Raw genomic sequence first — 20,482 nt, forward strand, 5'->3', positions numbered from 1 at the left:
CCCTCAGCGGTCAGGACTGGGTGACGGAGAGGTCGTCCCCGTACACCGTGCCCTGGCCGTACCAGCCGTGCAGGTAGACCGTGACCGAGCCGCTGGAACCGGTGGTGAAGGTCACCGACTGCTTGGTGTAGCCGTTGAAGAGGCCCCAGGTGCTCGCGGTCGCGCCGCCCCGGACGCCGAGGTAGGCGTAGTTCCCCTGGACGTAACCCTGCAGGGTGTACTTGGTGTTGGGGGAGAGGGTCAGCGTCTGCGCGCACTCGCCGGTCTGCGAGGAGGTGGCCGCGACGGACAGCGCGTGCGTGCCGCCGTGCACCGGCGAGGAGACGACCGCGCCGCCCGACTCGCAGGTCCACGGACCCAGCGCGCCGGTCTCGAAGTCACCGTTCACCAGGGCCCCCGTCCCGCCGCCGGGACCGGGCACCGTCAGGGTGAACGAGGCCGCGTGGCTGAGGGTGCCGGAGGTGCCGGTCACGGTGACGGTGTACGTGCCGGGGGCCGCCGACGCCGAGGCGTTGAGCGTCAGCGTGGCGGAGCCGCCCGCCGTCACCGAGGTCGGGCTGAGCGCGGCGGTCACCCCGGCCGGGGCACCGCTCGTGGTCAGCGCGACGGTCTTGGCGGCGCCGGAGGTCACCGCAGTCTTCACGGTGGCGGTCGTGGACTTGCCCGGCTCGACGGTGGCCGACGAGGGGGTCACCGCCACCGAGTAGTCGTCGGTCACCGGGCCGCTGCCGCCGCCCGTGAACGGGGCGAAGGTGTGCGTGAAGTACCAGGTGTCCTGCGCGATGCCGGAGCAGGTGTCGCTGCCGCCGGTGCCGGGGCAGCCGCCGTTGTCGCGCTGGAGCGCCCAGAACGACAGGGTGCCGACGCCCTTGGAGACGGCCCAGTCGTACACCACGGGCGCGTTGGCCGTGGTGAAGGTCTCGGCCGGTCCGTAGTCGTCGATGCCGGGCATCTCGATGATGCCGGTCATGCCCCACAGTTGGGCCTCGGTCTTCGACGGGTAGAGCTTCGCCAGCTGGCCCTTCAGACCGGTGATCGAGGTCTGGGTGTCCTTGGCCATGTCGTGCGCGGCGCCGTCGTAGTAGTCGAACGTCATGAGGTTGACGACGTCGACCTGCGTGCCGTTGGACACCGCGTTCTTGAGCACCGCGAGACCGCTGCTCGCCAGACCGCTGGTCGTGGTGGGCAGGGTGTACGAGATCTGGAGCGGGCGCCCACTGGCGGCGGCCCAGTCCTGGACCTTCTTGAGCGCCTTGTTGCGGCGGTCGATGCCGGCGCTGTTGTCGAGGGAGTTGTCCTCGATGTCCATGTCGAGGCGGGACACGTCGTAGGTCGTGATGACCTTCTCGTACGCGGCGGCGATCGAGTCGACGTCGGTGCAGCTGTCGGCGATCTCGGTGCCGGTGTTGTCCGCGGTGAAGCCGCCGAACGACGGGATGACGTCACCGCCGCGCGACCGCATCGTGGTGAAGTCGGCGCCGAACTCGGACTGGGCGATCGGCATGCCCGAATCGCCGTTCCAGTACGGGGTGCAGGAACCCTTGGTCGCGGCCTGGATGAAGGCCATCGTCAGGTACTTGGCACCGGACGCCTGGGCGAGCGCGGCCGGGCTGTCGCCGTTCCACGCCTCGAAGTACGGGGCGAAGACGTGCGCGGGCATGGGGGTGGCGGCGGTGGTGGCGGCCTGTGCGCCGGCGCCTGATCCGAGGACCAGACCTGCGGACGCGACGGCGGTGGCCAAGGCGCTCAGGACGGCGCCGACTGTTCTTGGACGTCTCATGGGGCAGCTCCCAGCGGGGTGGGACAACGGGCGGATGCACGGCTCGGCCGCGCCCGGGGAGGGGCGCGGCCCGTTCCTGTGATTCCCGGCCGGGGGTCACATGCCGCACGGCGGTGTACGACCGTGTGGCATGCCCATGATTGGTATGGACCAGATAACTGTCAACATTCTTTACTGTTTCATATCCCTTCCCCGCACCGGCCGCCAACCTGCCTGGCATCCGCCGGAGTTGAGCAGCCCCAACCGCTCAGGCAAGCCCCAGAGCCGCTTGCAGATACCCCGCCGTACGGCTCTTCGGTGCCTGCGCCACCTCCACCGGAGGCCCCTCGGCCACGATGCGGCCGCCCCGGTCGCCGCCGCCCGGACCGAGGTCGATCACCCAGTCCGCGCCCGCCACCACGGCCATGTCGTGCTCCACGACCACCACCGTGGACCCGGCCTCCACCAGCCCGTGCAACTGCCGCATCAGCACCTCGACATCGGCCGGATGCAGCCCTGTCGTCGGCTCGTCCAGGAGGTACAGCGTGTGGCCCCGCCGGGCCCGCTGGAGCTCCGCCGCCAGCTTGATCCGCTGCGCCTCGCCGCCCGACAGCTCCGTCGCGGGCTGCCCGAGCCGCAGATAGCCGAGCCCCACGTCCAGCAGTGTCCCCAGGCTGCGCGCGGCCGCCGGGGTCCGGGCGAAGAACCCGGCCGCCGATTCCACCGTCAGGTCCAGCACCTGGGCGATGTTCAGCCCGCGCAGCGTCACCTCCAGCGTCTCCGGGTTGTACCGCGCCCCGTGACAGTCCGGGCAGGGCGCGTAGGTGCTCGGCAGGAACAGCAGCTCCACCGAGACGAACCCCTCGCCCTGGCACGTCTCGCACCGCCCGCCGGTCACGTTGAACGAGAACCGGCCCGCCCGGTACCCCCGCTCCCGGGCCAGGGGAGTGGCAGCGAAGAGCTTGCGCACCACGTCGAAGAGACCGGTGTACGTGGCCAGGTTGGAGCGCGGCGTACGCCCGATGGGCCGCTGGTCCACCTGCACCAGCCGGTCCACCGCGTCCAGCCCCTCGGCCCGCGTGTACCCGGCGACCGGCCGCTCCTCGCCCGGGTCCTCGTCCGCCCCGCGCCGGTCCGCAAGGGCTCCCGCCAGCACCTGCCCCACCAGCGTCGACTTGCCGGAACCGGAGACCCCGGTCACCGCCGTGAACACCCCCAGCGGGAACGCCGCGTCCACCCCGTGCACGTTGTGCCGCTCCACGCCGTACAGCCGCAGCCACCCCGAGGGCGTACGCACCTCGCGCGACGGGGGCGGCGCGTCCGGGAACAGGAAGCGCCGGGTGGCCGACTCCGCGACCCCGGCGAGCCCGGCGGGCGGCCCGCTGTGCAGCACCCGGCCGCCGTGCTCACCGGCCAGCGGCCCCACGTCCACAAGCCAGTCCGCCCGCCGCACCACGTCCATCTGGTGCTCCACCACGAAGACCGTGTTCCCGGCCTCCTTCAGCCGCCCCAGCACCGCGAGCAGCGCCTCGGTGTCCGCCGGATGCAGACCGGCGGACGGCTCGTCCAGGACGTACACCACGCCGAAGAGCCCCGCCCGCAGCTGGGTCGCCAGCCGCAGCCGCTGGAGCTCACCGGAGGAGAGCGTGGGCGCCGTGCGGTCCAGGCTCAGGTAGCCGAGGCCCAGTTCGGTGACGGTCCCGATGCGGGCGAGGAGGTCCGCCGTCAGCACCCGGGCGGTCCCGTCGCCGCCCGCGGCCGCGAGCACACCGGCGAGCTCGGTGAGCGCCAGGCCCGCGAGCTCCGCGATGGTGCGCCCCGCGAACGTGACGGCCATGGCCTCCGGTCGCAGCCTGCTGCCCCCGCACACCGGGCAGGGCTCGCTGCTCAGGAAGCGCTCGGCCTTCGCCCGCAGGGTGGCGCTCTTCGAGTCGGCGAAGGTGTGCATCACATAGCGCCGCGCGCTCATGTACGTGCCCTGGTAGGGCCGTTGGATGCGCCCCGCCTCGCGCACCGGATGGACCGTCACCACCGGCTGCTCGTCGGTGAACAGGATCCACTCCCGGTCGGCCGGATCGAGCTCCCGCCACGGCCGGTCCACGTCGTAGCCGAGGGCGTCGAGCACGTCGCGCAGGTTCTTGCCCTGCCAGGCCCCGGGCCAGGCGGCGATCGCGCCCTCCCGGATCGACAGCTCGGGATCCGGGACCAGCAGTTCCTCGCTGGTGCGGTGGACCCGGCCGAGGCCGTGGCAGCGCGGGCACGCCCCGACGGCGGTGTTCGGCGAGAAGGCGTCCGAGTCCAGCCGCTCCGCCCCCGCCGGATAGTCCCCGGCCCGCGAGAACAGCATCCGCAGCGAGTTGGACAGCGTCGTCACCGTGCCCACGGACGACCGGGCGCCCGGCGCCGATCTGCGCTGCTCCAGCGAGACGGCCGGCGGCAGCCCGGTGACCTCGCCGACGGCGGGCGCGCCGACCTGGTGGATGAGCCGCCGGGCGTACGGGGCGACGGACTCGAAGTAGCGGCGCTGCGCCTCCGCGTAGAGGGTGCCGAAGGCCAGCGAGGACTTGCCGGACCCGGAGACGCCGGTGAAGACGGTGAGGGTGTCGCGGGGGATGTCGACGTCGGCGTTCCGCAGATTGTGCTCGCGGGCGCCTCGGACCCGGACGTACGGATCGTGGGGCGAGGTCATGGGGGAGAGGTCTCCGTGCTCGGTGCGGTGTGCCGGGGCCCGGCCGGTGGTCGCGCCGGTTGGCCGGACGGGGTGGCCGCTTGGTTTGCTGGCCGCATGGGAAACGACGTCCGGCCGGTGGCCGTGTTCGATCTTGACGGTACGCTCGCCGACACCACGCACCGCCAGCACTTCTTGGAGGGCCGCCGGAACTGGGCCGCCTTCTTCGCCGCCGCCGTGGACGACCCGCCGCTGGACGAGGGCGTACGGCTGGCGCTGAGCAGTGCTGAGGAGTGCGAGATCGTCTACCTCACCGGGCGGCCGGAGCGGTGCCGCAAGGACACCGTGGCCTGGCTGGACCGGCAGGGGCTGCCCGAGGGGCGGCTGCACATGCGGCGCAACGACGACCGCAGGCCGGCGCGTCGGACCAAGCTGGAGACCCTGGAACGGCTCGGCCGCGACCGTACGGTGCGGATGCTCGTGGACGACGACGAGCTGGTCTGCGACGCCGCCGAGCGGGCCGGATTCACCGTGGTGCGGGCCCGCTGGACCCCGGCTTCGCCCGCGCTGAAGGACGCGCAGGAACGCGAGGGACGCACCTGAACCGGATGTGCCGCACGCGCGGTCGCGTCACTGCGGGTCGTCGAGCCGGAAGCCCACTTTCAGGCCGACCTGGTAGTGCGCGATTCGGCCATCCTCGATCTGCCCGCGCACCTGGGTGATCTCGAACCAGTCGAGATTGTGCAACGTTTCCGAGGCCCTGGCGACACCGTTGCGGATCGCCTCGTCCACGCCCTCCTGGGAGGTTCCTACGATTTCAGTGACGCGATACGTGTGATTTGACACGGTTTGTCTCCTCTCGTTCCTACCAAGGTGCCCCACCTCGGCCCGGTTCGCGAGGGATCGCGGACATCGCGCATGTCCGTGACGGAGCTTGACCAAAGTATTGGTCCATACCAAAATCCAGCCACGCCCGTGCGAGCGCAGCCCGCAGTCCCCCACACCGGGTCCGCAATTTCGTCCTGCCGTTCCGCAGAAGGTGAATCGTGAAAAACCGCATGCTCGTCGGAGCTGTCGCCCTTATTTCCACTGTTGCGCTGGGTGGCTGCGGCGTGATCCCCGGAACCGGCGGCTCCGGCGGCAAGAAGGTGACGATCTGGCTGATGAAGGACAGCGTTACCGCCGACTTCCTGGACCGTTTCAAGAAGTCGTACGAAGACGAGCACTCCTCGGTCGAACTGGAGTTCAAGATCCAGGAATGGGGCGGCATCGGCCCCAAGGTCCTGGAAGCGCTCGCCGGCAAGGACACCCCCGACGTCATCGAGGTCGGCAACACCCAGGTCGCCCAGTACGCCGAGAGCGGCAACCTGCGCGACCTCACCCTCGAATCCATGCGTGACCTGGGCAGAGAGGACTGGCTGCCCGGTCTCGCCGAGCCGGGGAGCATCGGCGGTGTCCAGTACGGCATCCCGTGGTACGCGGCCAACCGCGTGGTGATCTACAACAAGGACATCTTCCGGGACGCGGGCATCAAGAACCCCCCGAAGACGCGCGCGCAGTGGATCGCCGACACCGAGAAACTGAACCACGACGGAATCCAGGGCATGTATCTGCCGGGGCAGAACTGGTACGTCCTCGCCGGGTTCATCTGGGACGAGGGCGGCCAACTCGCCAGCGACGGCGAAGGCGACTGGGAGGGCACTCTCGACACGCCCGCCGCGCTCAGGGGCATGGACTTCTATTCCGAGCTCCAGGCCCTGGGCGACGGGCCCAAGGACGCCGACGAGGAAAAGCCCCCGCAGGCCAATGTGTTCGCCGAGGGGAATGTCGCCCAGATCATCTCCACCCCCAGCACGGCGACCCTGATCGAGAAGAAGAACCCCGAACTCAAGGGCAAGCTCGGCTACTTCCCGATTCCCGGCAAGACCGCCAAGGCGCCCGGCTCGGTGTTCACCGGCGGCTCCGACCTGATCGTGCCGCAGAAGTCCGACCAGCGCGCCGCCGCCTACGAGGTCATCAAGGCGCTGGCCGGGGCCAAGTGGCAGGAGGACCTGGCCAAGACGATGAGCTACGTCCCCAACAAGCCCGAGCTCGCCCACGTCATCGAGGGCGAGGAGAGCACCGCCGCGATGGCCGAGGGCGCGGCGCAGGGCCACGCGACGCCCAACTCCCCGCAGTGGGCCGCGGTCGAGGCCGACAACCCCATCAAGACCTACATGACGGCGGTCCTCCAGGGCGGCGACCCGGCGACCGAGGCGAAGACCGCCTCCGAGAAGATCACCGCAGTGCTCGCCGGCAGCTGACCCCCGGCGCGGGTACGGGACCGGACACCGCCGGTCCCGTACCCGTACCGCACGCGGTCAGTCCACCGTGGACAGGGACAGCGCGAACCTGTCCTCGGAGTCCGTCCACCAGTGGGCCAGCCGGAGTCCCGCCGCGGCCAGTTCGCCGCGCACCCCGTCCTCGCGGAACTTCGCGGACACCTCGGTGCGCAGCTCCTCACCCGCCTCGAACGGCACCACCAGGTCCAGCTCCGGAATCTTCACCGTCAGCGACCGGCGGGCCCGCAGCCGCATCTCGATCCACTCCTCGCGCGGATTCCACCGCGCCACGTGCGCGAAGTCCTCCGGTACGAAGTCCGCGCCCAGCTCCCGGTCCACGACCGAGAGGACGTTACGGTTGAACGCCGCCGTCACCCCGGCCGCGTCGTCGTACGCCGCGACCAGCACCCCCTCGTCCTTCACGAGGTCCGTGCCCAGCAGCAGCGTGTCCCCGGGCGCCAGCAGATCGCGTACCGACTTCAGGAACACCGACCGCTCACCCGGCAGGAGATTGCCGAGGGTGCCGCCGAGGAACGCCACCAGCCGGGGCCCGGGCGTCTCCGGCAGCGAGAGCCCGGCCGTGAAGTCGGCGATCAGCGCGTGCACCGACAGCCCCGGCCGCTCCGTCAGCAGCGCCTCCGCCGCCCCGCGCAGCGCGCTCTCGCTGACGTCGACCGGCACGTAACTGTGCAGGTCCGTCAGCGCGTCCAGCAGATGACGGGTCTTCTCCGAGGAGCCGGAACCCAGCTCCACCAGCGTGCGGGCGCCGGACGCGGCGGCGATCTCGCCCGCCCGGTCGATCAGGATCTCCCGCTCGGCGCGCGTCGGGTAGTACTCGGGGAGCCGGGTGATCTCCTCGAACAGTTCGCTGCCCCGGGCGTCGTAGAACCACTTGGGCGGCAGGGTCTTCGGGCGCCGGGACAGGCCGTGCAGCACATCGGCGCGCAGCGCCGCGTCCGTCGCGTCCTCGGGCAGGGTGCGGGTCAGCAGGAAGGGACTCAACGGCGGGGCTCCTTCAGCGGGGTCAGCAGGACGTCGCCGGCGGTCGCGGTCAGCAGGGTGCGGTCGGGCACCTCGGACCAGCGGGGATCGTCGTCGTACGGCTCCGAGGCGACGACCGTGCGCCGCCCGGACTCGGTGAGATGCCACAGGGTGTCGCCCCAGGCGGTGGCCACGAGGGTGCGGCCGTCGGTGAGCAGCAGGTTGAGCCGGGAGCCCGGCGCCGCCTCCGCCACCTCGGGCACGGTGTCCGCCACGGCCTGCGCGAGCGCGTCGCCCGTCGCGAGCCGGTGCCGCACCAGCGCCCACACCAGGGCGGAGTCGCTGCGCGCGGCGAGCCGCAGCAGTTCGGCCGGGGGCAGGGTCGCCGCGAGGGAGGCCATCGAACCGGGCCACCCCTGCACCGCCCCGTTGTGGCTGAACAGCACCCGGTCCGCGGCGAACGGCGCAGCGGCCGCCTCGCCGTCCGGATCCGCGACGGTCGCGTCCCGGACCGCGGCGAGCAGGGCGTGGCTGCGCACCACCCGGGCCAGGTCGGCGAAGGTCTGGTCGCCCCAGATGGGGCCCTGGCGGCGGTAGCGCCCCGGGACCGGGTCGCCCTCCGCGTACCAGCCGACCCCGAAACCGTCGGCGTTGACCGTGCCGTGGCGCTGGCGGCGGGGCTCCCAGGACTGCCGCACCAGGGAGTGCGCCGGGCGCGACAGCAGCTCGCCCAGGGCGACCGGCGGCCCCAGGTAGGCGAGGTGCCGGCACATCAGAGGTCCCTCGCGGTGCGGAACCCCGCGAAGATCTGCCGCCGGACCGGCAGGTCCCAGTTGCGGAACGTCCCCCGGCACGCCACCTGGTCCACCGCGAACGAGCCGCCCCTCAGCACCTTGTGCTCCGGGCCGAAGAACACCTCCGAGTACTCGCGGTACGGGAACGGCGCGAACCCCGGGTACGGCAGGAAATCGCTCGCCGTCCACTCCCACACGTCACCGATCAGCTGACCCGCCCCGCACGGCGCCCGCCCGGCCGGGTACGCCCCGGCGGGCGCGGGCCGCAGATGGCGCTGCCCCAGATTGGCCCGCTCCGGCGTCGGGTCCTCGTCGCCCCACGGATAGCGGCGCGAGCGCCCGGAGACGGGATCGTGGCGGGCCGCCTTCTCCCACTCCGCCTCGGTCGGCAGCCTGCGCCCGGCCCAGCGCGCGTACGCGTCGGCCTCGTACCAGCTGACGTGCAGCACCGGCTCGTCGTCCGGCACCGGCTCGGTCACCCCGAAACGCCGCCGCAGCCACTGCCCGGCGTCCCGGTGCCAGAACAGCGGGGCGCGCAGTTCGTGCTCCCGGACCATCGCCCAGCCCTCGGGCGCCCACCAGCGCCGGTCACCGTAACCGCCGTCCTCGACGAACGCCCGGTACGCCCCGCACGTCACCGGAGCCGTGTCGATGACGAACCCGGGAACGTCCCGCCGGTGCGCGGGGCGTTCGTTGTCCAGGGCCCACGGCTCGGCCGACGTGCCCATGGTGAACGGGCCGCCGGGCACCAGCACCTCGACGGGCAGCGCGGGCGTGTCGGCCGCCGCGCGCGGCGGCTCCGGGGCCGTCAGCGCGACCGGACCCGAGCGCAGCTGATGCGTGATCAGCATCGTCTCGTCGTGCTGCTGCTCGTGCTGCGCGATCATCCCGAAGGCGAAACCGGACCTGACCAGCGCGGGCCCGTCACCGAGCGGAGCGGATTCCAGCACGTCCAGAGCCCGGCCGCGCACCTCGGAGGCGTACGAGCGGGCCTCCTCGGGCGCCAGCAGCGGCAAGGAGGGCCGGGTGGCGCGCGGATGCTCGAAGGCGTCGTACAGCCCGTCGATCTCCGGGCGCATCGCCTCCCGTCCCGCCACCCCGCGCAGCAGCCACAGCTCCTCCTGGTTGCCGATGTGCGCCAGGTCCCAGACCAGCGGCGACATCAGCGGCGAGTGCTGGGCGGTCAGCTCGTGGTCGTCCACGCTGTCGGTGAGGAGCGCGGTACGCCTGCGCGCGGTGAGCAGCGCGGCGAGCGCGTGTTCGCGCAGCGCCTCGGCGTCCCCGGCGTGCGGGGGCGCGGGGGATTCGGTCATGACAGGGTCCCCTTCGGATGGGCCGGGCGGCGCGCCCCGCCCGTGGTGAGCAGGTCCCGCAGGTCGTCGGCCGGGCATCTGCCCCGGGCGACGTAGCGGTCGTGGAACCCGGCGACGGCGTCCCGTACCGCCCCGCTCGCGCCCAGCCGGGGCAGCGCCTCCACGGCGAGCCGGAAGCAGAGGTCCGCCGCCTGGCGCAGCTCCGGATCGGCCAGGCCGTCGCGGGCGGCCGCGGTCCACAGCGGATTGCGCGGTGCCGAGCCCGTCCCGGCCGTCTCGGCGAGCGGCTTCACGGTCCGGTACACCGTCTCCGCGGCCTCCGGGTCGTCGAACAGGGCCGTCGTGACGGCGAGGGGCACGATCCAGCCGTCGTCACCGGGCTGCGCGTCGATCATGCGCAGCTCCAGGTGCCCGCGCGGCCGGGCCGGCGGGAACAGCGTGGTGACGTGGTAGTCGAGGTCGCTCCGGTCCGGGCGCCGGGGCACCCCGGACCGGATCCAGTCGCGGAACGTGAGCCCGTCCGGCACATGCCACGGCCCCTCGCCCCGTACGCACAGCACGGACGTGTCCAGGACGTGCGCGGCCCAGGCGTGCCGGGGCGGCAGCAGCCCGTCGGGGGCCAGCGTCCGCTTCGGGTCCAGGTCCGCCCACAGCGCCTGCCGCGTGGACCTCCAGGGCGTCGGCGCGCCCGTCCGGAACGGCGAGTTGGCGAACGCCGCCACCAGGACGGCGCCCAGCAGATGGGCGAGCTGCCAGCGTCGCGCGTAGCCGAGCGGACCGGGCTCCTCCTCCCCGGCGTCCAGGCAGACCTGGACCGAGGCGGTGGTGCACATCATGGCGCGGCCGGCCGGGCCCCACCGGTCGAGGGCCCTCTCCATGGCCTCGTACCGGGGCTCGTGCAGCAGCCGGCGCGGTGTCTGCCAGGGATCGACGCCCAGCCCGGCCGGGGCGAGGCCCAGCGCGCCGAGAGCGGCGCGTACGGCGGTGAGATCGGCGGCGGTGTCCTCGACACACGCCATCAGGGAAGCGGCGGGGCGCGAGCTGAGTTCCAGCTGGCCGCCGGGTTCGAAGGTGAGCGCCGCGCTCAGGGGCAGCGCCCGGACGGCCGTTGCGGCCGCCTCCAGCAGGTGGGGCGGGACGGTGCGATGCGGTTGGTCACGGTCGTGCAGGAGCCATTCCAGCTCGACGCCCACCGTGCTCGGCGGCCCCGTCTTGAAGCAGATGCCGCGCAGTAAATCCTCCGCCTCGCCCTCACCGAGGGGCGGGGCCTGACCGGGTGGCGGACCATGGCCGCCGGGTGTCTCGGATGACATGCCGGGCCTCCTTGTTCCGGTGCGTCCGTCCTACCCAAACCGCTGCCGAGGCATCGCACAAGAGTGCCTTCTTCGCCCGAAATTCGATTGCGTGGCCGGGAGAAGAACGCCAATCATGCCCCGTATGCACCATAAGGGGGAGGGCCCGTGAGCGCCCGGCTGCGCGGAATCGCGCGCGAAACGGAGGCCATCGTCCGGGCGGGTACCTACCGCGCGGGAAACGGCCGGGAGATCAGCATCGAGAAGGGTGTGGCGGCCGCCCTCGCGGGTACGCGGCTGTACGGCCCCGAGTCGGTGCCCGTGGCCGCCGACCGGGACCGGACCCCGGTCATCGAGGTCACCGGCGAGAGCAGTCTCCAGGCCGCCGCCCGGATGACCCGCGAGCGCCCCGTCGAGGTCGCCGTCCTGAACTACGCCTCCGCCCGCAACCCCGGCGGCGGCTACCTGAACGGCGCCCAGGCGCAGGAGGAAGCCCTGTGCCGGGGCTCCGCGCTGTACGCCACGCTGCTGCGGGCGCCCGGCTTCTACGCCCACCACCGCGCGGAACGCAGCGCGTTCTACACCGACCGGGTCATCCACTCACCCGGCGTGCCGGTCTTCCGCGACGACCGGGGCCGACTGCTCGACGCCCCGTACGCGGCGGGATTCCTCACCTCGCCGGCCCCCAACGCCTGGGTCATCCGCGCCCGGACCCCGCAGGAGGCCCACCTCATCCCGGCCGCGCTGGCCGCCCGGGCCGAACGGGTGCTGGAGGTCGCGGCGGTGAACGGCTACCGCCGGCTGGTCCTGGGCGCCTGGGGCTGCGGCGTGTTCCAGAACGACCCGGCGGTGGTGGCCGGGGCCTTCCGCGCGCTGCTCACCGGAGAGGGCCGGTTCGCGGGTCACTTCGAGGAGGTCGTCTTCGGCATCCTCGGCCGCGACGACGATTCGCCCACCCGGGTGGCCTTCGACCGGGTGTTCGCCGACCGGGGGTGACCCTCACCCTGAGGTCGAGGGTGAGGGCCGGGTCCGCCGAGCGCCTTCACGCCCAGCCGTAACGCTCCCTCAGCCGCTCGACGACCAGGTCGAACCTGGCCCGGTCCAGGGCGCACGCCTCGCGCCGCATCCCGTCCTCATGGACCCGCAGGACCCGGTCCAGGTCCACCCACGACGGACGGCCCGAGCTGTCCCAGGGGCCCGCGCCCAGCGACACCCACTCCCGGTCCATGTCGTGCTGCTTGCTGGACAACTGCACGGCCAGCAGCGTGCCCTTCGCCTCCCGCGCCACGACCAGGACCGGCCGGTCCTTGCCGCGCCCGTCGTTCTCCTCGAACGGCACCCACGTCCAGACGATCTCCCCGGGGTCGGGCGCGCCGTCCCGGTCGGGGGCGTACGAGGTGCGGACCGGGCCCACCTCGCGCGGATCGGCCTCGGCGGTGGCTGCGGAACCGGTCCGGCCCGGGAAGGCGGCCGGCTCGTCGTAACTGTCACGGTGCTGGATCGTCATCGCAACACCCTAGGCGGTCCGCGTGTACAGCCTGCGCGCCGGTGTGTCGCGGCGGTCTGGAAGACTGCGCGGAGCCATGAGCCAGTTACCCGATCAGCCCACCGAAGGCCCCGTCCCGACCAGCGCCGATGTCGCGCGGCTCGCCGGTGTCTCCCGGGCCACCGTGTCCTACGTCCTCAACAACAACGCGCAGGTGCGGATCAGCGATCAGACCCGCCGCCGGGTACGGGAAGCCGCCGACGAACTCGGCTACGTACCCCACGCCGCCGCCCGCACCCTGCGCGCCGGTCACTCGCGGATGGTGCTGCTGCCCACCGGCAACCTGCCGACCGGCCCCCTGCACCTGCGCTTCCTGCGCGACCTGGAGGCGGGGCTGCGGCGCCTCGACTACACGGTCGTCCAGTACGGCTCGCTCGGCCTCGGCGCCGACGACGCCGCCCGCGCCTGGGCTGAACTCCGCCCCGCCGCCGTCATCGTGCCCGGCTCCGTCCCCCTCGCCCCGCGCGGCACGGCCGTGCTCCGGCGCTCCGGCGCCAAGGCCGTCATCACCCTGGGCCCCGACCCGGTGGAGGGCGCCCACGCCCTGATCATGGATCAGCGGGAGGTCGGCGGCTGCGCGGTGCGCCATCTGCTGGAACGCGGCAGGCGCCGCATCGGCGTGGTGATGCCCGAGGACCCCGCCACCGCGCTCTTCGCCGCCCCGCGCCTGGCCGGCGCCCGCGAGGCCGCGCTGAACGGCGGCGCCCACGTCGAGGTGCTGCCGCTGCGCTACGAGGAAGAGTCGGCCGCGTCCCTGGCCGCCCGCTGGCCCGCGCTCGGCCTGGACGCCGTCTTCGCGTACGACGACACCTACGCGATGCTCCTGATGCGGGCCCTCCAGGACGCCGGGATCCGGATACCCGCCGAGGCCGCCGTGGTGGGCGCCGACGACTCGATGCTCGGGCGGCTGCTGCGGCCGAGGCTCAGCAGCGTACGGATGGAGCTGGCGACCGCCCAGCCGCTGGCCGACCTGGTGGACCGGCTCGTCCGGCACCCGAGGACCCCGCCCGAACGGCACGACCTGCTGCGCGCCCGCACCGTACGACGGGAATCCAGCTGAACCGGCCCGGCGACGTGCGCGGCGCCCCGCCCGTGCCTAGCGTCGTGACCATGAGCGTTCCACAGAGCTACGAAATTCTCATCGTCCCCGAGTTCACCGACGACAAGGCCCCCGCGGCCGGAGAAAGCGCGACGGGGGCCAGTGTCAGGGGGGTGGCGGCCAAGGGTTCCGACGGCAGCGGACCGGGCGCCGCCATCCGGGCGGCCGTGGTCACCGCCACGGGGGAGACGGGCGAGACCGGCTACCCGCGGTATGCGGGCGACGGCATGGTGGCCGACATCGACCCCAGGACCAAGACCGTCGAGGGCCTGCTCGTGGACGGCTCGGAACTCGCGTACGGGCTCTCGGCCCGCGTCGCGGAGCGCGGCACGGACACCTGAGCGCGCCTGCCCGGGAAGGGAGGGGCGGCGGCTCTACTGCTGCCCCTCCGCCTTGCCCTTCTGCTCGGCCTCGACGGCCTTGCGGACCTCGTCCATGTCCAGGTTCCTGGCCTGGCCGATGACGTCCTCCAAGGCCGCCTCCGGCAGCGCGCCGGGCTGCGCGAAGACCGCCACGTTGTCCCGGACGATCATCAGCGTGGGGATCGACCGGATGTCGAAGGCCGCCGCCAGCTCCTGCTGCGCCTCCGTGTCGACCTTGGCGAAGACCAGGTCCGCGTGGCGCTCGGACGCCGCGTCGTACACCGGGGCGAACTGCCGGCACGGGCCGCACCAGGAAGCCCAGAAGTCGATCAGGACGAACTCGTTGTCGCTGACGACCTGGTCGAAGTTTTCCTTGGTGAGCTCTACGGTGCTCATGCGTTGCTACCTCTTCCTGTGCCCGTATGAGACGTGTCCGGGTCAACGGTGCCCGATCTCGTGCTATTCCGTGCCTGCCCATGTGGCCGACGCCCACACCCCCCGCCAGAATGGGCCGCATGACACATGGAGCGGAGCCTGTCGCGTACGACGTCGTGGTCATTGGAGCGGGTCCGGTGGGTGAGAACGTGGCGGACCGGGCCCGGGCCGCCGGGCTGACCACCGCCGTGGTCGAGTCGGAACTGATCGGCGGCGAGTGCTCCTACTGGGCCTGCATGCCGAGCAAGGCGCTCCTGCGCCCCGTCGTCGCCCGCGCCGACGCCCGCCGCGTCCCCGGCCTGAGCGGCGCCGTCCAGGGCCCGCTGGACGCCGCCGCCGTCCTCGCCCACCGGGACGAGTACGCCTCGCACTGGAAGGACGACGGCCAGGCCGCCTGGCTCGACGGGATCGGGGCCGACGTCTTCCGCGGCCACGGCCGGCTGACCGGCCCCAAGCAGGTCACCGTCACCGCGCCCGACGGCACGGAACACCGCCTCACCGCCCGGCACGCCGTCGCCGTCTGCACCGGCAGCAGGGCCGTGGTCCCCGGCCTCCCCGGCATCGAGGACGCCCGCCCGTGGACGAGCCGCGAGGCAACGAGCGCCAAGGAGGTCCCCGGCCGGCTCGTCGTGGTCGGCGGGGGAGTCGTCGGTGTGGAGATGGCCACCGTCTGGAACGCGCTCGGCGCGAAGGTCACCATGCTGGTACGCGGCGAGGGCCTGCTGCCCCGGATGGAGCCGTTCGCCGGTGAGCTGGTCGCCGAGGCGCTGACGGAGGCCGGAGCGGAGATCCGTACGGGCGTCTCGGCCACCGCCGTACGCCGCCCGGGTGGCGAAGGCCCGGTCACCGTGGAACTCGACAACGGCGAGAGCGTCGAGGCCGACGAGGTCCTCTTCGCCACCGGCCGCGCCCCGAGCACCGGCGATCTGGGCCTGGAGACGGTCGGCCTGGAACCGGGCACCTGGCTCACCGTGGACGACACCTGCCGGGTCGAGGGCACGGACTGGCTCTACGCGGCGGGCGACGTCAACCACCGCGCGCTCCTGACCCACCAGGGCAAGTACCAGGCACGCATCACGGGCGACGCGATCGGCGCCCGCGCCCAGGGCAAGCCGCTGGATACCGCCCGCTGGGGCGCCCACGCGGCGACCGCCGACCACGCGGCTGTCCCGCAGGTCGTCTTCACCGACCCGGAGGCCGCGTCGGTGGGCCTCTCCCTGGCCGAGGCGGAACAGGCCGGCCACCGCGTCCGCGCCGTCGACTACGACCTCGCCTCCGTGGCGGGGTCCGGGCTGTACGCCGACGGCTATCGGGGCCGCGCCCGCATGGTGGTGGACCTCGACCGCGAAGTTCTGCTGGGCGTCACCTTCGTCGGACCCGGCATCGGCGAACTGCTCCATTCGGCGACGATGGCCGTCGCGGGCGAGATCCCCGTCGACCGGCTGTGGCACGTGGTCCCGTCGTACCCGACGATCAGCGAGGTGTGGCTGAGGCTGCTGGAGACGTACCGGGGATAGCCGCCACCCGTCCGCGTGTGCGGCTCGCGAGGTGTGCCTCGACTGCGTCGAGATCGCTCCACGTCCACGGGGCGGCCGGGGTGCCGTCGGTCTCCCGACCGTACGGCGACCCCTGGCGCGGTTCTACGGGATCCGGGGCGGCGGCCACCGGTGGCGGCACCGCGGATTCCAGGCGATCGGCGGCCTCGGTCTCGCCCGCGGCGCGCAGGGAGGACAGAAGTCCCGTGCGCCGCACCGCGTACGAGACGTCGCGGTGTGCGGCGGCCCGCTCGATCAAGGCATCGGCGTGTGCCGTCAGACCGTGTTCACGGAGCGTCCGGAGGAGAGTGACGAATCCGTGCCCGTAGGGTCCCACCGCCAGGACCGCGCGCTGGGCCAGCCGGTCGAGTGCCTCCGGCAGTCCCTCCCGGTCCAGCGTCTGCGCCAGAAACCGGAGCCTGGCCACCTCGGACGGTGGCACCTCGTCGGCGGCGCGCAGCGCGAACCGCCGCACGGTCTGAGGTCTGCCCACGCGCGCGAGTTCATCGAGGTAGGAGGCGGTGCACTCCGCGTCGTCGAGTTCGACGTACCGCACGCTGTCCCGCAGAAGACGCCGGACCAGGTCGTCCCGTTCGAGGCCCTGCAGGGCCCACAGGAGCAGTACCACCTTCTTGACCGATCCCACATCGATCTCCGCCAAGGGGTCACGCCCCAGCAACTCGGCGACCAAGTCGTTGAAGCCGCAGTACCGCAACTCGTCCAGAAGCCAGCCGACGGCTTCCGGCTTTTCCAACTCGGCTACGGGAACGGCCTGTTCCGCCAGCCTGCGGGAGGCTGCGGTCATGCCGAGTTCCCGTAGCTCGTACAGGGAGGAGGCCACGAAATCGGTGTCCCGCAGGTCGATGGCATCGGCCAGCCTGAGGGCGAGGAGGTGCGCGGCTTCCGTGTGTTCCTTCTTCAGTTCCTCCACCAGGCTCAGCAGCGGTTCGATGTCGCCGGACAGGTCGACGGAGGCGGCTGCGGAGAACAGGGCCTTTCCGTCCTCGCACCAGGGCGGGCAGACACGGTGCGCCACGACGAGCTTCAGCATCGTGGGGGGATGCTCCAGAGCGGAGCGGTCGGCGAGAATCCTCCCGGCGAGGCGCGCCGCAGGAGCGGGGTAGCCGTAGTCGAGGAGCTGTCCGAGGACGTCGGACACGCAGCTCACGTCCGACAGGCGCATGAGCCCCGCCGGATCACGGTCGATGAGCAGGGACTCGTGTCCCAGTTCGCGCAGGGCCCGAAGCAGGTGCGTGACCTCCTCGGCGTCGGAGACGTCGACCTCCTCGACGGCCCTCGCCGCGAGACGGAGGCGTGCGTCGGCGCCCTCGCCCACGAGTTCCAGCAGTCGTGCCCGCATGTCCCAGGCCGACTCCCACCGGATGTGGTGCGCCATCCAGAGCGCCATCTCCTCGCGCTCACGTGCCTCGACGGGCGTGGCCAGCAGGAGGCTGATCCACTCCGTGGGACAGCCCGCCACCGTCGCGCGGCGCAGCAGCACCCCGGCCTGTTTGATGAACCCTTGCTCCCGTGCCCGGTAGGACAGATGCATGAGCACAGCCGGGTCCGTGGTGAACGCGGTCATGGCGTCCCACAAGGCGGGCCCGGGAACGGCGGCGGCAGCGGCCACGGCGGCGTTCTGCTGGAGGTAGTCGGCCGGTCCGTACGTGGTCAGGCCGCCCGCGGTGTCCCGATGGGGGACCAGCGCGGTCAGGGACTTCCTGATGTCGGTGCGGCGGCCGTCGGCCCGCGCACCCGTGACCAGTGCGGTCAACGCCTCGCGGGCCCAGCCCGGTTCGGCGGGCCTGAGGCGCGGCGGAAGGGCGGCGTCGGCGATGTGCGCCAGCAGCTCCTCGGTCAGCGGCGCCCAGTGGCCGGTGTGCCGCACCGCGATCGCGGCGGTGATCAGCGCGTGCTCCGCCGGGGTGAAGTGCGCGCCGGGTCCCATGCGGTACGCGGCCAGGAGCTCGGGCCCACCGCTGAGGTGCTGGACCACCCGCCCGTCGGCCGCTCCGGCCCGTCCGGCCTGCCCCATGCGCGGGTCCCCGCTGGAGCGGGCGAGGCTCTGCCACTCCGCGTGCTGGGCCTCGCTCAGCTCGGCCGGAACCGCGATCCGGTGGGTGACCGGCGCCTCCAGGAGGGCGCGGACGTGGCTGGGCGCGCCCACCGACTCCGGAGGGCGGACGAACTCCTCCCAGTACGGGATCGTCCAGAGCGTGCCGACCACCACCACACCGGGCCGGGTCAGCAGCAGTTCGCGCAGGGCGGCGGCGGCCTCCTCGGCGCGGTCTCCCTGGAGGAAGCGCTGCGCCTCGTTGAGCCAGAGCACGTCCCCCGGTGCCACCAGTGCGTCCCCGAGCAGATTCGCCAGAGCGGCGGCATGCGTGGGCCGCCACAGACGGCGGTGCGGGGCCAGCCGGAGGAGCACTTCGAACAGGGCGCGGGTCTTGCCCGTGGAGGAGTCACCGGTGAGCAGGACGAAGCAGGACGTCCTTCCGTCCAGCGCCGGGGCAATCAGACGTTCCAGGTCGATGTCGTGCGGGCGGGCGTAGTAGGGGGTGAGGAAGGCGGTGACTGTCCCTGCCGTCAGGAACGGGGCCTGCTGGACCTGGAGCAGTGCCGGTCCGGCCAGTCGGACGCTGCCCGGACCGGCGGACACGTCCGTGCAGGGGGCTGGAGCAGCGACGTCCGGTCCGGGCCGGGACCGGTGCCAGAGGTCCCGGAGTTGCCGGTACGTCTCCGGATCGGCTTCCGCGGCCTGCGCGATGCCCGTCACGGTGCGCAGAGACGGTGCCGGGTGACGGTCGTTCAGGGCCTGGCTGATCGTGGTGGCCGACAAGGGGATCCGCGAGGCGCCGCTGCGCCGGACGATGTCCTTCCGGGTGTACCCCCGGCTGCCGAGCACTTCGCGCAGCCGTTCACGTAACGCGGCCAGAGCCTCGGCCCGGGCCGTGGCGTCGTCACCGGCCTGCATGCACCCTCCCTGCGGCGGCCCGGTCGGGCGCGCGACCACCGGTCGGGGACCCGTGGGCCGAGCGGTTCGGCTCTGTTCATTGTTGTCCGCCCGAACCCTGCCGTACGGCCGATCGGCCAATCTCGGCCTGTCCGCACACCATTCCGTGAGGAGACGCAAAGGTGCCGCTCGAAGCCGTCGTCGTACTGACCGTGACCGTCGTCGCTCTCGTGCTGCTGATCGCAGTACTGAGCGCTGTCACGGCCGTGTTGCTCGCCCGCCGGTCCGGAACGTCGACCGCCGCCGCTCTCCTGCGGGGAGGTACGGCCTTCGGCGCGGCGCTCTCCCTGCTCGCACTCCTCGCGTCCACGATCGCGGGGCTGCTCCGCTGAGCGTCCGCAGGCGGCGGAGGTCCCGCCGGGCACGCGCCCGACGGGACGGCCGCGATCAGGCCGGAGGCGCGCTGTCGCTCGTGGTGACGCGAACGTGGTCGACCACGAGTTCGCTGGGGAAGGCGGTGTTGCCGTCGGGGTCGCCGGGCCAGTAGCCGCCGACCGCGAGGTTGAGGATCAGGAAGAACGGCTTGTTGAACGCCCAGGCGTTCCCGTTCGTGTCGGCCGGGGTGCGGTGCTGGTAGACGTTTCCGTCGACCGACCAGGTGACGGAGTCGGGCGCCCAGTCGACGGCGAAGGTGTGGAAGTCGTCGGCGAAGGCTTGGCCGTCGGGCAGGGTGTAGCCCGCGCCGATGCCGCCGGATCCGGAGTAGCCGGGCCCGTGCAGGGTGCCGTGCACGGTGGAGGGCTCGAAGCCGACGTTCTCCATGACGTCGATCTCACCGGAGTTGGGCCAGCCGACCTGCCCGATGTCGTCACCGAGCATCCAGAAGGCCGGCCACATGCCCTGGCCGCGCGGGATCTTCATGCGCGCCTCGACGTGGCCATAGGTCTGCGTGAACTTGCCGGAGGTGTTCAGCCTGGCGGAGGTGTACTCGCAGGTGCCGTACCAGCACTGGTAGTTGGAGGGGTTCTCCTTGCGGGCGGTGATGACCAGATGGCCCTGGCCGTCGAGCGCGGCGTTGTTGTTGCCGGAGGTGTAGTACTGCCGTTCGTGGTTGTCGACGTTGTCGCCGGTCTCGATCTGCCACTTGCTGCCGTCCACGGCCGAACCGGCCGGGCCGTCGAACTCGTCGGAGAACGACGTCGCGGCGGCGGAGACCGTTTCCGGCTGCCTGGGGGCGCCCGACGCCAGGCCGGACGTGGTGGCGACCAGGGCGAGTACGGAGAGAGCGGGGACCAGGAGACGCCTGGCCCGGTGGGGGGAGTTCATGAACGTTCCTTCCCGTGCGGGACGGGGACATGTGATGCGTCATGCATATGACAAGTGGGGGCATGACCATCACGTGGGGGGATGATGGTGCTTTAGTT

At 72.4% G+C, this 20,482-nt stretch carries 18 protein-coding genes; 7 read left to right on the forward strand and 11 right to left on the reverse strand.

The features are described 5' to 3' along the window. Positions 1 to 10: 10 nt before the first annotated feature. Both AMK18_RS05725 and AMK18_RS05730 read right to left on the reverse strand, forming a co-directional pair. The gene (locus AMK18_RS05725; RefSeq protein ID WP_073861878.1) at positions 11 to 1,780 is read right to left on the reverse strand and encodes a glycosyl hydrolase family 18 protein; all 1,770 of its coding nucleotides are present in this window, start codon (positions 1,778 to 1,780) and stop codon (positions 11 to 13) included. Positions 1,781 to 2,027: 247 nt separating this feature from the next. Next, positions 2,028 to 4,448 (reverse strand): excinuclease ABC subunit UvrA, encoded by a 2,421-nt coding sequence (locus tag AMK18_RS05730; RefSeq protein ID WP_073861879.1) that lies wholly within the window; start codon positions 4,446 to 4,448, stop codon positions 2,028 to 2,030. 96 nt (positions 4,449 to 4,544) lie between these two features. On the opposite strand from AMK18_RS05730, the gene AMK18_RS05735 reads away from it, so the two are divergent. Then, positions 4,545 to 5,030: a phosphatase domain-containing protein gene (locus tag AMK18_RS05735; protein ID WP_073861880.1), complete on the forward strand. Its 486-nt coding sequence runs from the start codon at positions 4,545 to 4,547 to the stop codon at positions 5,028 to 5,030. A 27-nt stretch (positions 5,031 to 5,057) separates the two neighbouring features. Here AMK18_RS05735 and AMK18_RS05740 read toward each other — a convergent pair whose 3' ends face one another. Further along, the gene (locus AMK18_RS05740; protein WP_018554210.1) at positions 5,058 to 5,273 is read right to left on the reverse strand and encodes a dodecin; all 216 of its coding nucleotides are present in this window, start codon (positions 5,271 to 5,273) and stop codon (positions 5,058 to 5,060) included. Positions 5,274 to 5,473: 200 nt separating this feature from the next. Here AMK18_RS05740 and AMK18_RS05745 point away from each other — a divergent pair, with 200 nt between their 5' ends. Continuing rightward, complete coding sequence (locus AMK18_RS05745; protein ID WP_073861881.1) at positions 5,474 to 6,730, forward strand: extracellular solute-binding protein; 1,257 nt, start codon at positions 5,474 to 5,476, stop codon at positions 6,728 to 6,730. Between the two features lie 57 nt (positions 6,731 to 6,787). On the opposite strand, the gene egtD is transcribed toward AMK18_RS05745, so the two are convergent. Genes egtD through egtA form a run of 4 tightly spaced genes read right to left on the reverse strand, consistent with a single transcriptional unit; the run spans position 6,788 to position 11,149 of the window. Continuing rightward, positions 6,788 to 7,750, reverse strand: coding sequence for an L-histidine N(alpha)-methyltransferase (gene egtD, locus AMK18_RS05750; protein WP_018099903.1), 963 nt, complete (start codon positions 7,748 to 7,750; stop codon positions 6,788 to 6,790). Continuing rightward, positions 7,747 to 8,502: an ergothioneine biosynthesis protein EgtC gene (gene egtC, locus AMK18_RS05755; protein ID WP_073861882.1), complete on the reverse strand. Its 756-nt coding sequence runs from the start codon at positions 8,500 to 8,502 to the stop codon at positions 7,747 to 7,749. Before egtC ends, egtD begins: the two co-directional genes overlap by 4 nt. Beyond that, positions 8,502 to 9,836 carry an ergothioneine biosynthesis protein EgtB gene (egtB, locus tag AMK18_RS05760; RefSeq protein ID WP_073861883.1) on the reverse strand — a complete coding sequence of 445 codons (1,335 nt, stop codon included), beginning with the start codon at positions 9,834 to 9,836 and terminating at the stop codon, positions 8,502 to 8,504. The genes egtC and egtB overlap by 1 nt, the downstream gene beginning before the upstream one ends. Further along, positions 9,833 to 11,149, reverse strand: coding sequence for an ergothioneine biosynthesis glutamate--cysteine ligase EgtA (egtA, locus tag AMK18_RS05765; RefSeq protein ID WP_073861884.1), 1,317 nt, complete (start codon positions 11,147 to 11,149; stop codon positions 9,833 to 9,835). Before egtA ends, egtB begins: the two co-directional genes overlap by 4 nt. A 147-nt stretch (positions 11,150 to 11,296) precedes the next feature. Between egtA and AMK18_RS05770 the strand changes: the two genes are divergently transcribed. Then, complete coding sequence (locus tag AMK18_RS05770; RefSeq protein ID WP_073861885.1) at positions 11,297 to 12,124, forward strand: TIGR02452 family protein; 828 nt, start codon at positions 11,297 to 11,299, stop codon at positions 12,122 to 12,124. A 46-nt stretch (positions 12,125 to 12,170) separates the two neighbouring features. Here AMK18_RS05770 and AMK18_RS05775 read toward each other — a convergent pair whose 3' ends face one another. Then, complete coding sequence (locus tag AMK18_RS05775) at positions 12,171 to 12,635, reverse strand: type II toxin-antitoxin system PemK/MazF family toxin (protein ID WP_073861886.1); 465 nt, start codon at positions 12,633 to 12,635, stop codon at positions 12,171 to 12,173. Positions 12,636 to 12,711: 76 nt separating this feature from the next. Here AMK18_RS05775 and AMK18_RS05780 point away from each other — a divergent pair, with 76 nt between their 5' ends. Next, a complete protein-coding gene (locus AMK18_RS05780; RefSeq protein WP_073861887.1) occupies positions 12,712 to 13,734 on the forward strand; it encodes a LacI family DNA-binding transcriptional regulator in 1,023 nt (340 codons plus the stop codon). Between the two features lie 50 nt (positions 13,735 to 13,784). Next, positions 13,785 to 14,114 carry a hypothetical protein gene (locus tag AMK18_RS05785; protein ID WP_198956942.1) on the forward strand — a complete coding sequence of 110 codons (330 nt, stop codon included), beginning with the start codon at positions 13,785 to 13,787 and terminating at the stop codon, positions 14,112 to 14,114. A 33-nt stretch (positions 14,115 to 14,147) separates the two neighbouring features. Here AMK18_RS05785 and trxA read toward each other — a convergent pair whose 3' ends face one another. Further along, positions 14,148 to 14,531 carry a thioredoxin gene (trxA, locus tag AMK18_RS05790; protein WP_018099895.1) on the reverse strand — a complete coding sequence of 128 codons (384 nt, stop codon included), beginning with the start codon at positions 14,529 to 14,531 and terminating at the stop codon, positions 14,148 to 14,150. A 119-nt stretch (positions 14,532 to 14,650) separates the two neighbouring features. On the opposite strand from trxA, the gene AMK18_RS05795 reads away from it, so the two are divergent. Beyond that, a complete protein-coding gene (locus AMK18_RS05795; RefSeq protein ID WP_241836455.1) occupies positions 14,651 to 16,087 on the forward strand; it encodes a dihydrolipoyl dehydrogenase family protein in 1,437 nt (478 codons plus the stop codon). On the opposite strand, the gene AMK18_RS05800 is transcribed toward AMK18_RS05795, so the two are convergent. Next, positions 16,044 to 19,079, reverse strand: a complete 3,036-nt coding sequence (locus tag AMK18_RS05800) for a hypothetical protein (protein WP_073861890.1) — start codon at positions 19,077 to 19,079, stop codon at positions 16,044 to 16,046. The two genes, AMK18_RS05795 and AMK18_RS05800, sit on opposite strands and share 44 nt — an antisense overlap. A 161-nt stretch (positions 19,080 to 19,240) precedes the next feature. On the opposite strand from AMK18_RS05800, the gene AMK18_RS05805 reads away from it, so the two are divergent. Continuing rightward, positions 19,241 to 19,450, forward strand: coding sequence for a hypothetical protein (locus AMK18_RS05805; protein WP_018099892.1), 210 nt, complete (start codon positions 19,241 to 19,243; stop codon positions 19,448 to 19,450). 55 nt (positions 19,451 to 19,505) lie between these two features. Here the strand turns inward: AMK18_RS05805 and AMK18_RS05810 are convergent, their stop codons facing one another. Beyond that, a complete protein-coding gene (locus AMK18_RS05810) occupies positions 19,506 to 20,384 on the reverse strand; it encodes a glycoside hydrolase family 16 protein (RefSeq protein ID WP_073861891.1) in 879 nt (292 codons plus the stop codon). Between the last annotated feature and the right edge of the window lie 98 nt (positions 20,385 to 20,482).

Source organism: Streptomyces sp. CB01249 (genome assembly GCF_001905735.1).
Taxonomy (GTDB): Bacteria; Actinomycetota; Actinomycetes; order Streptomycetales; family Streptomycetaceae; genus Streptomyces.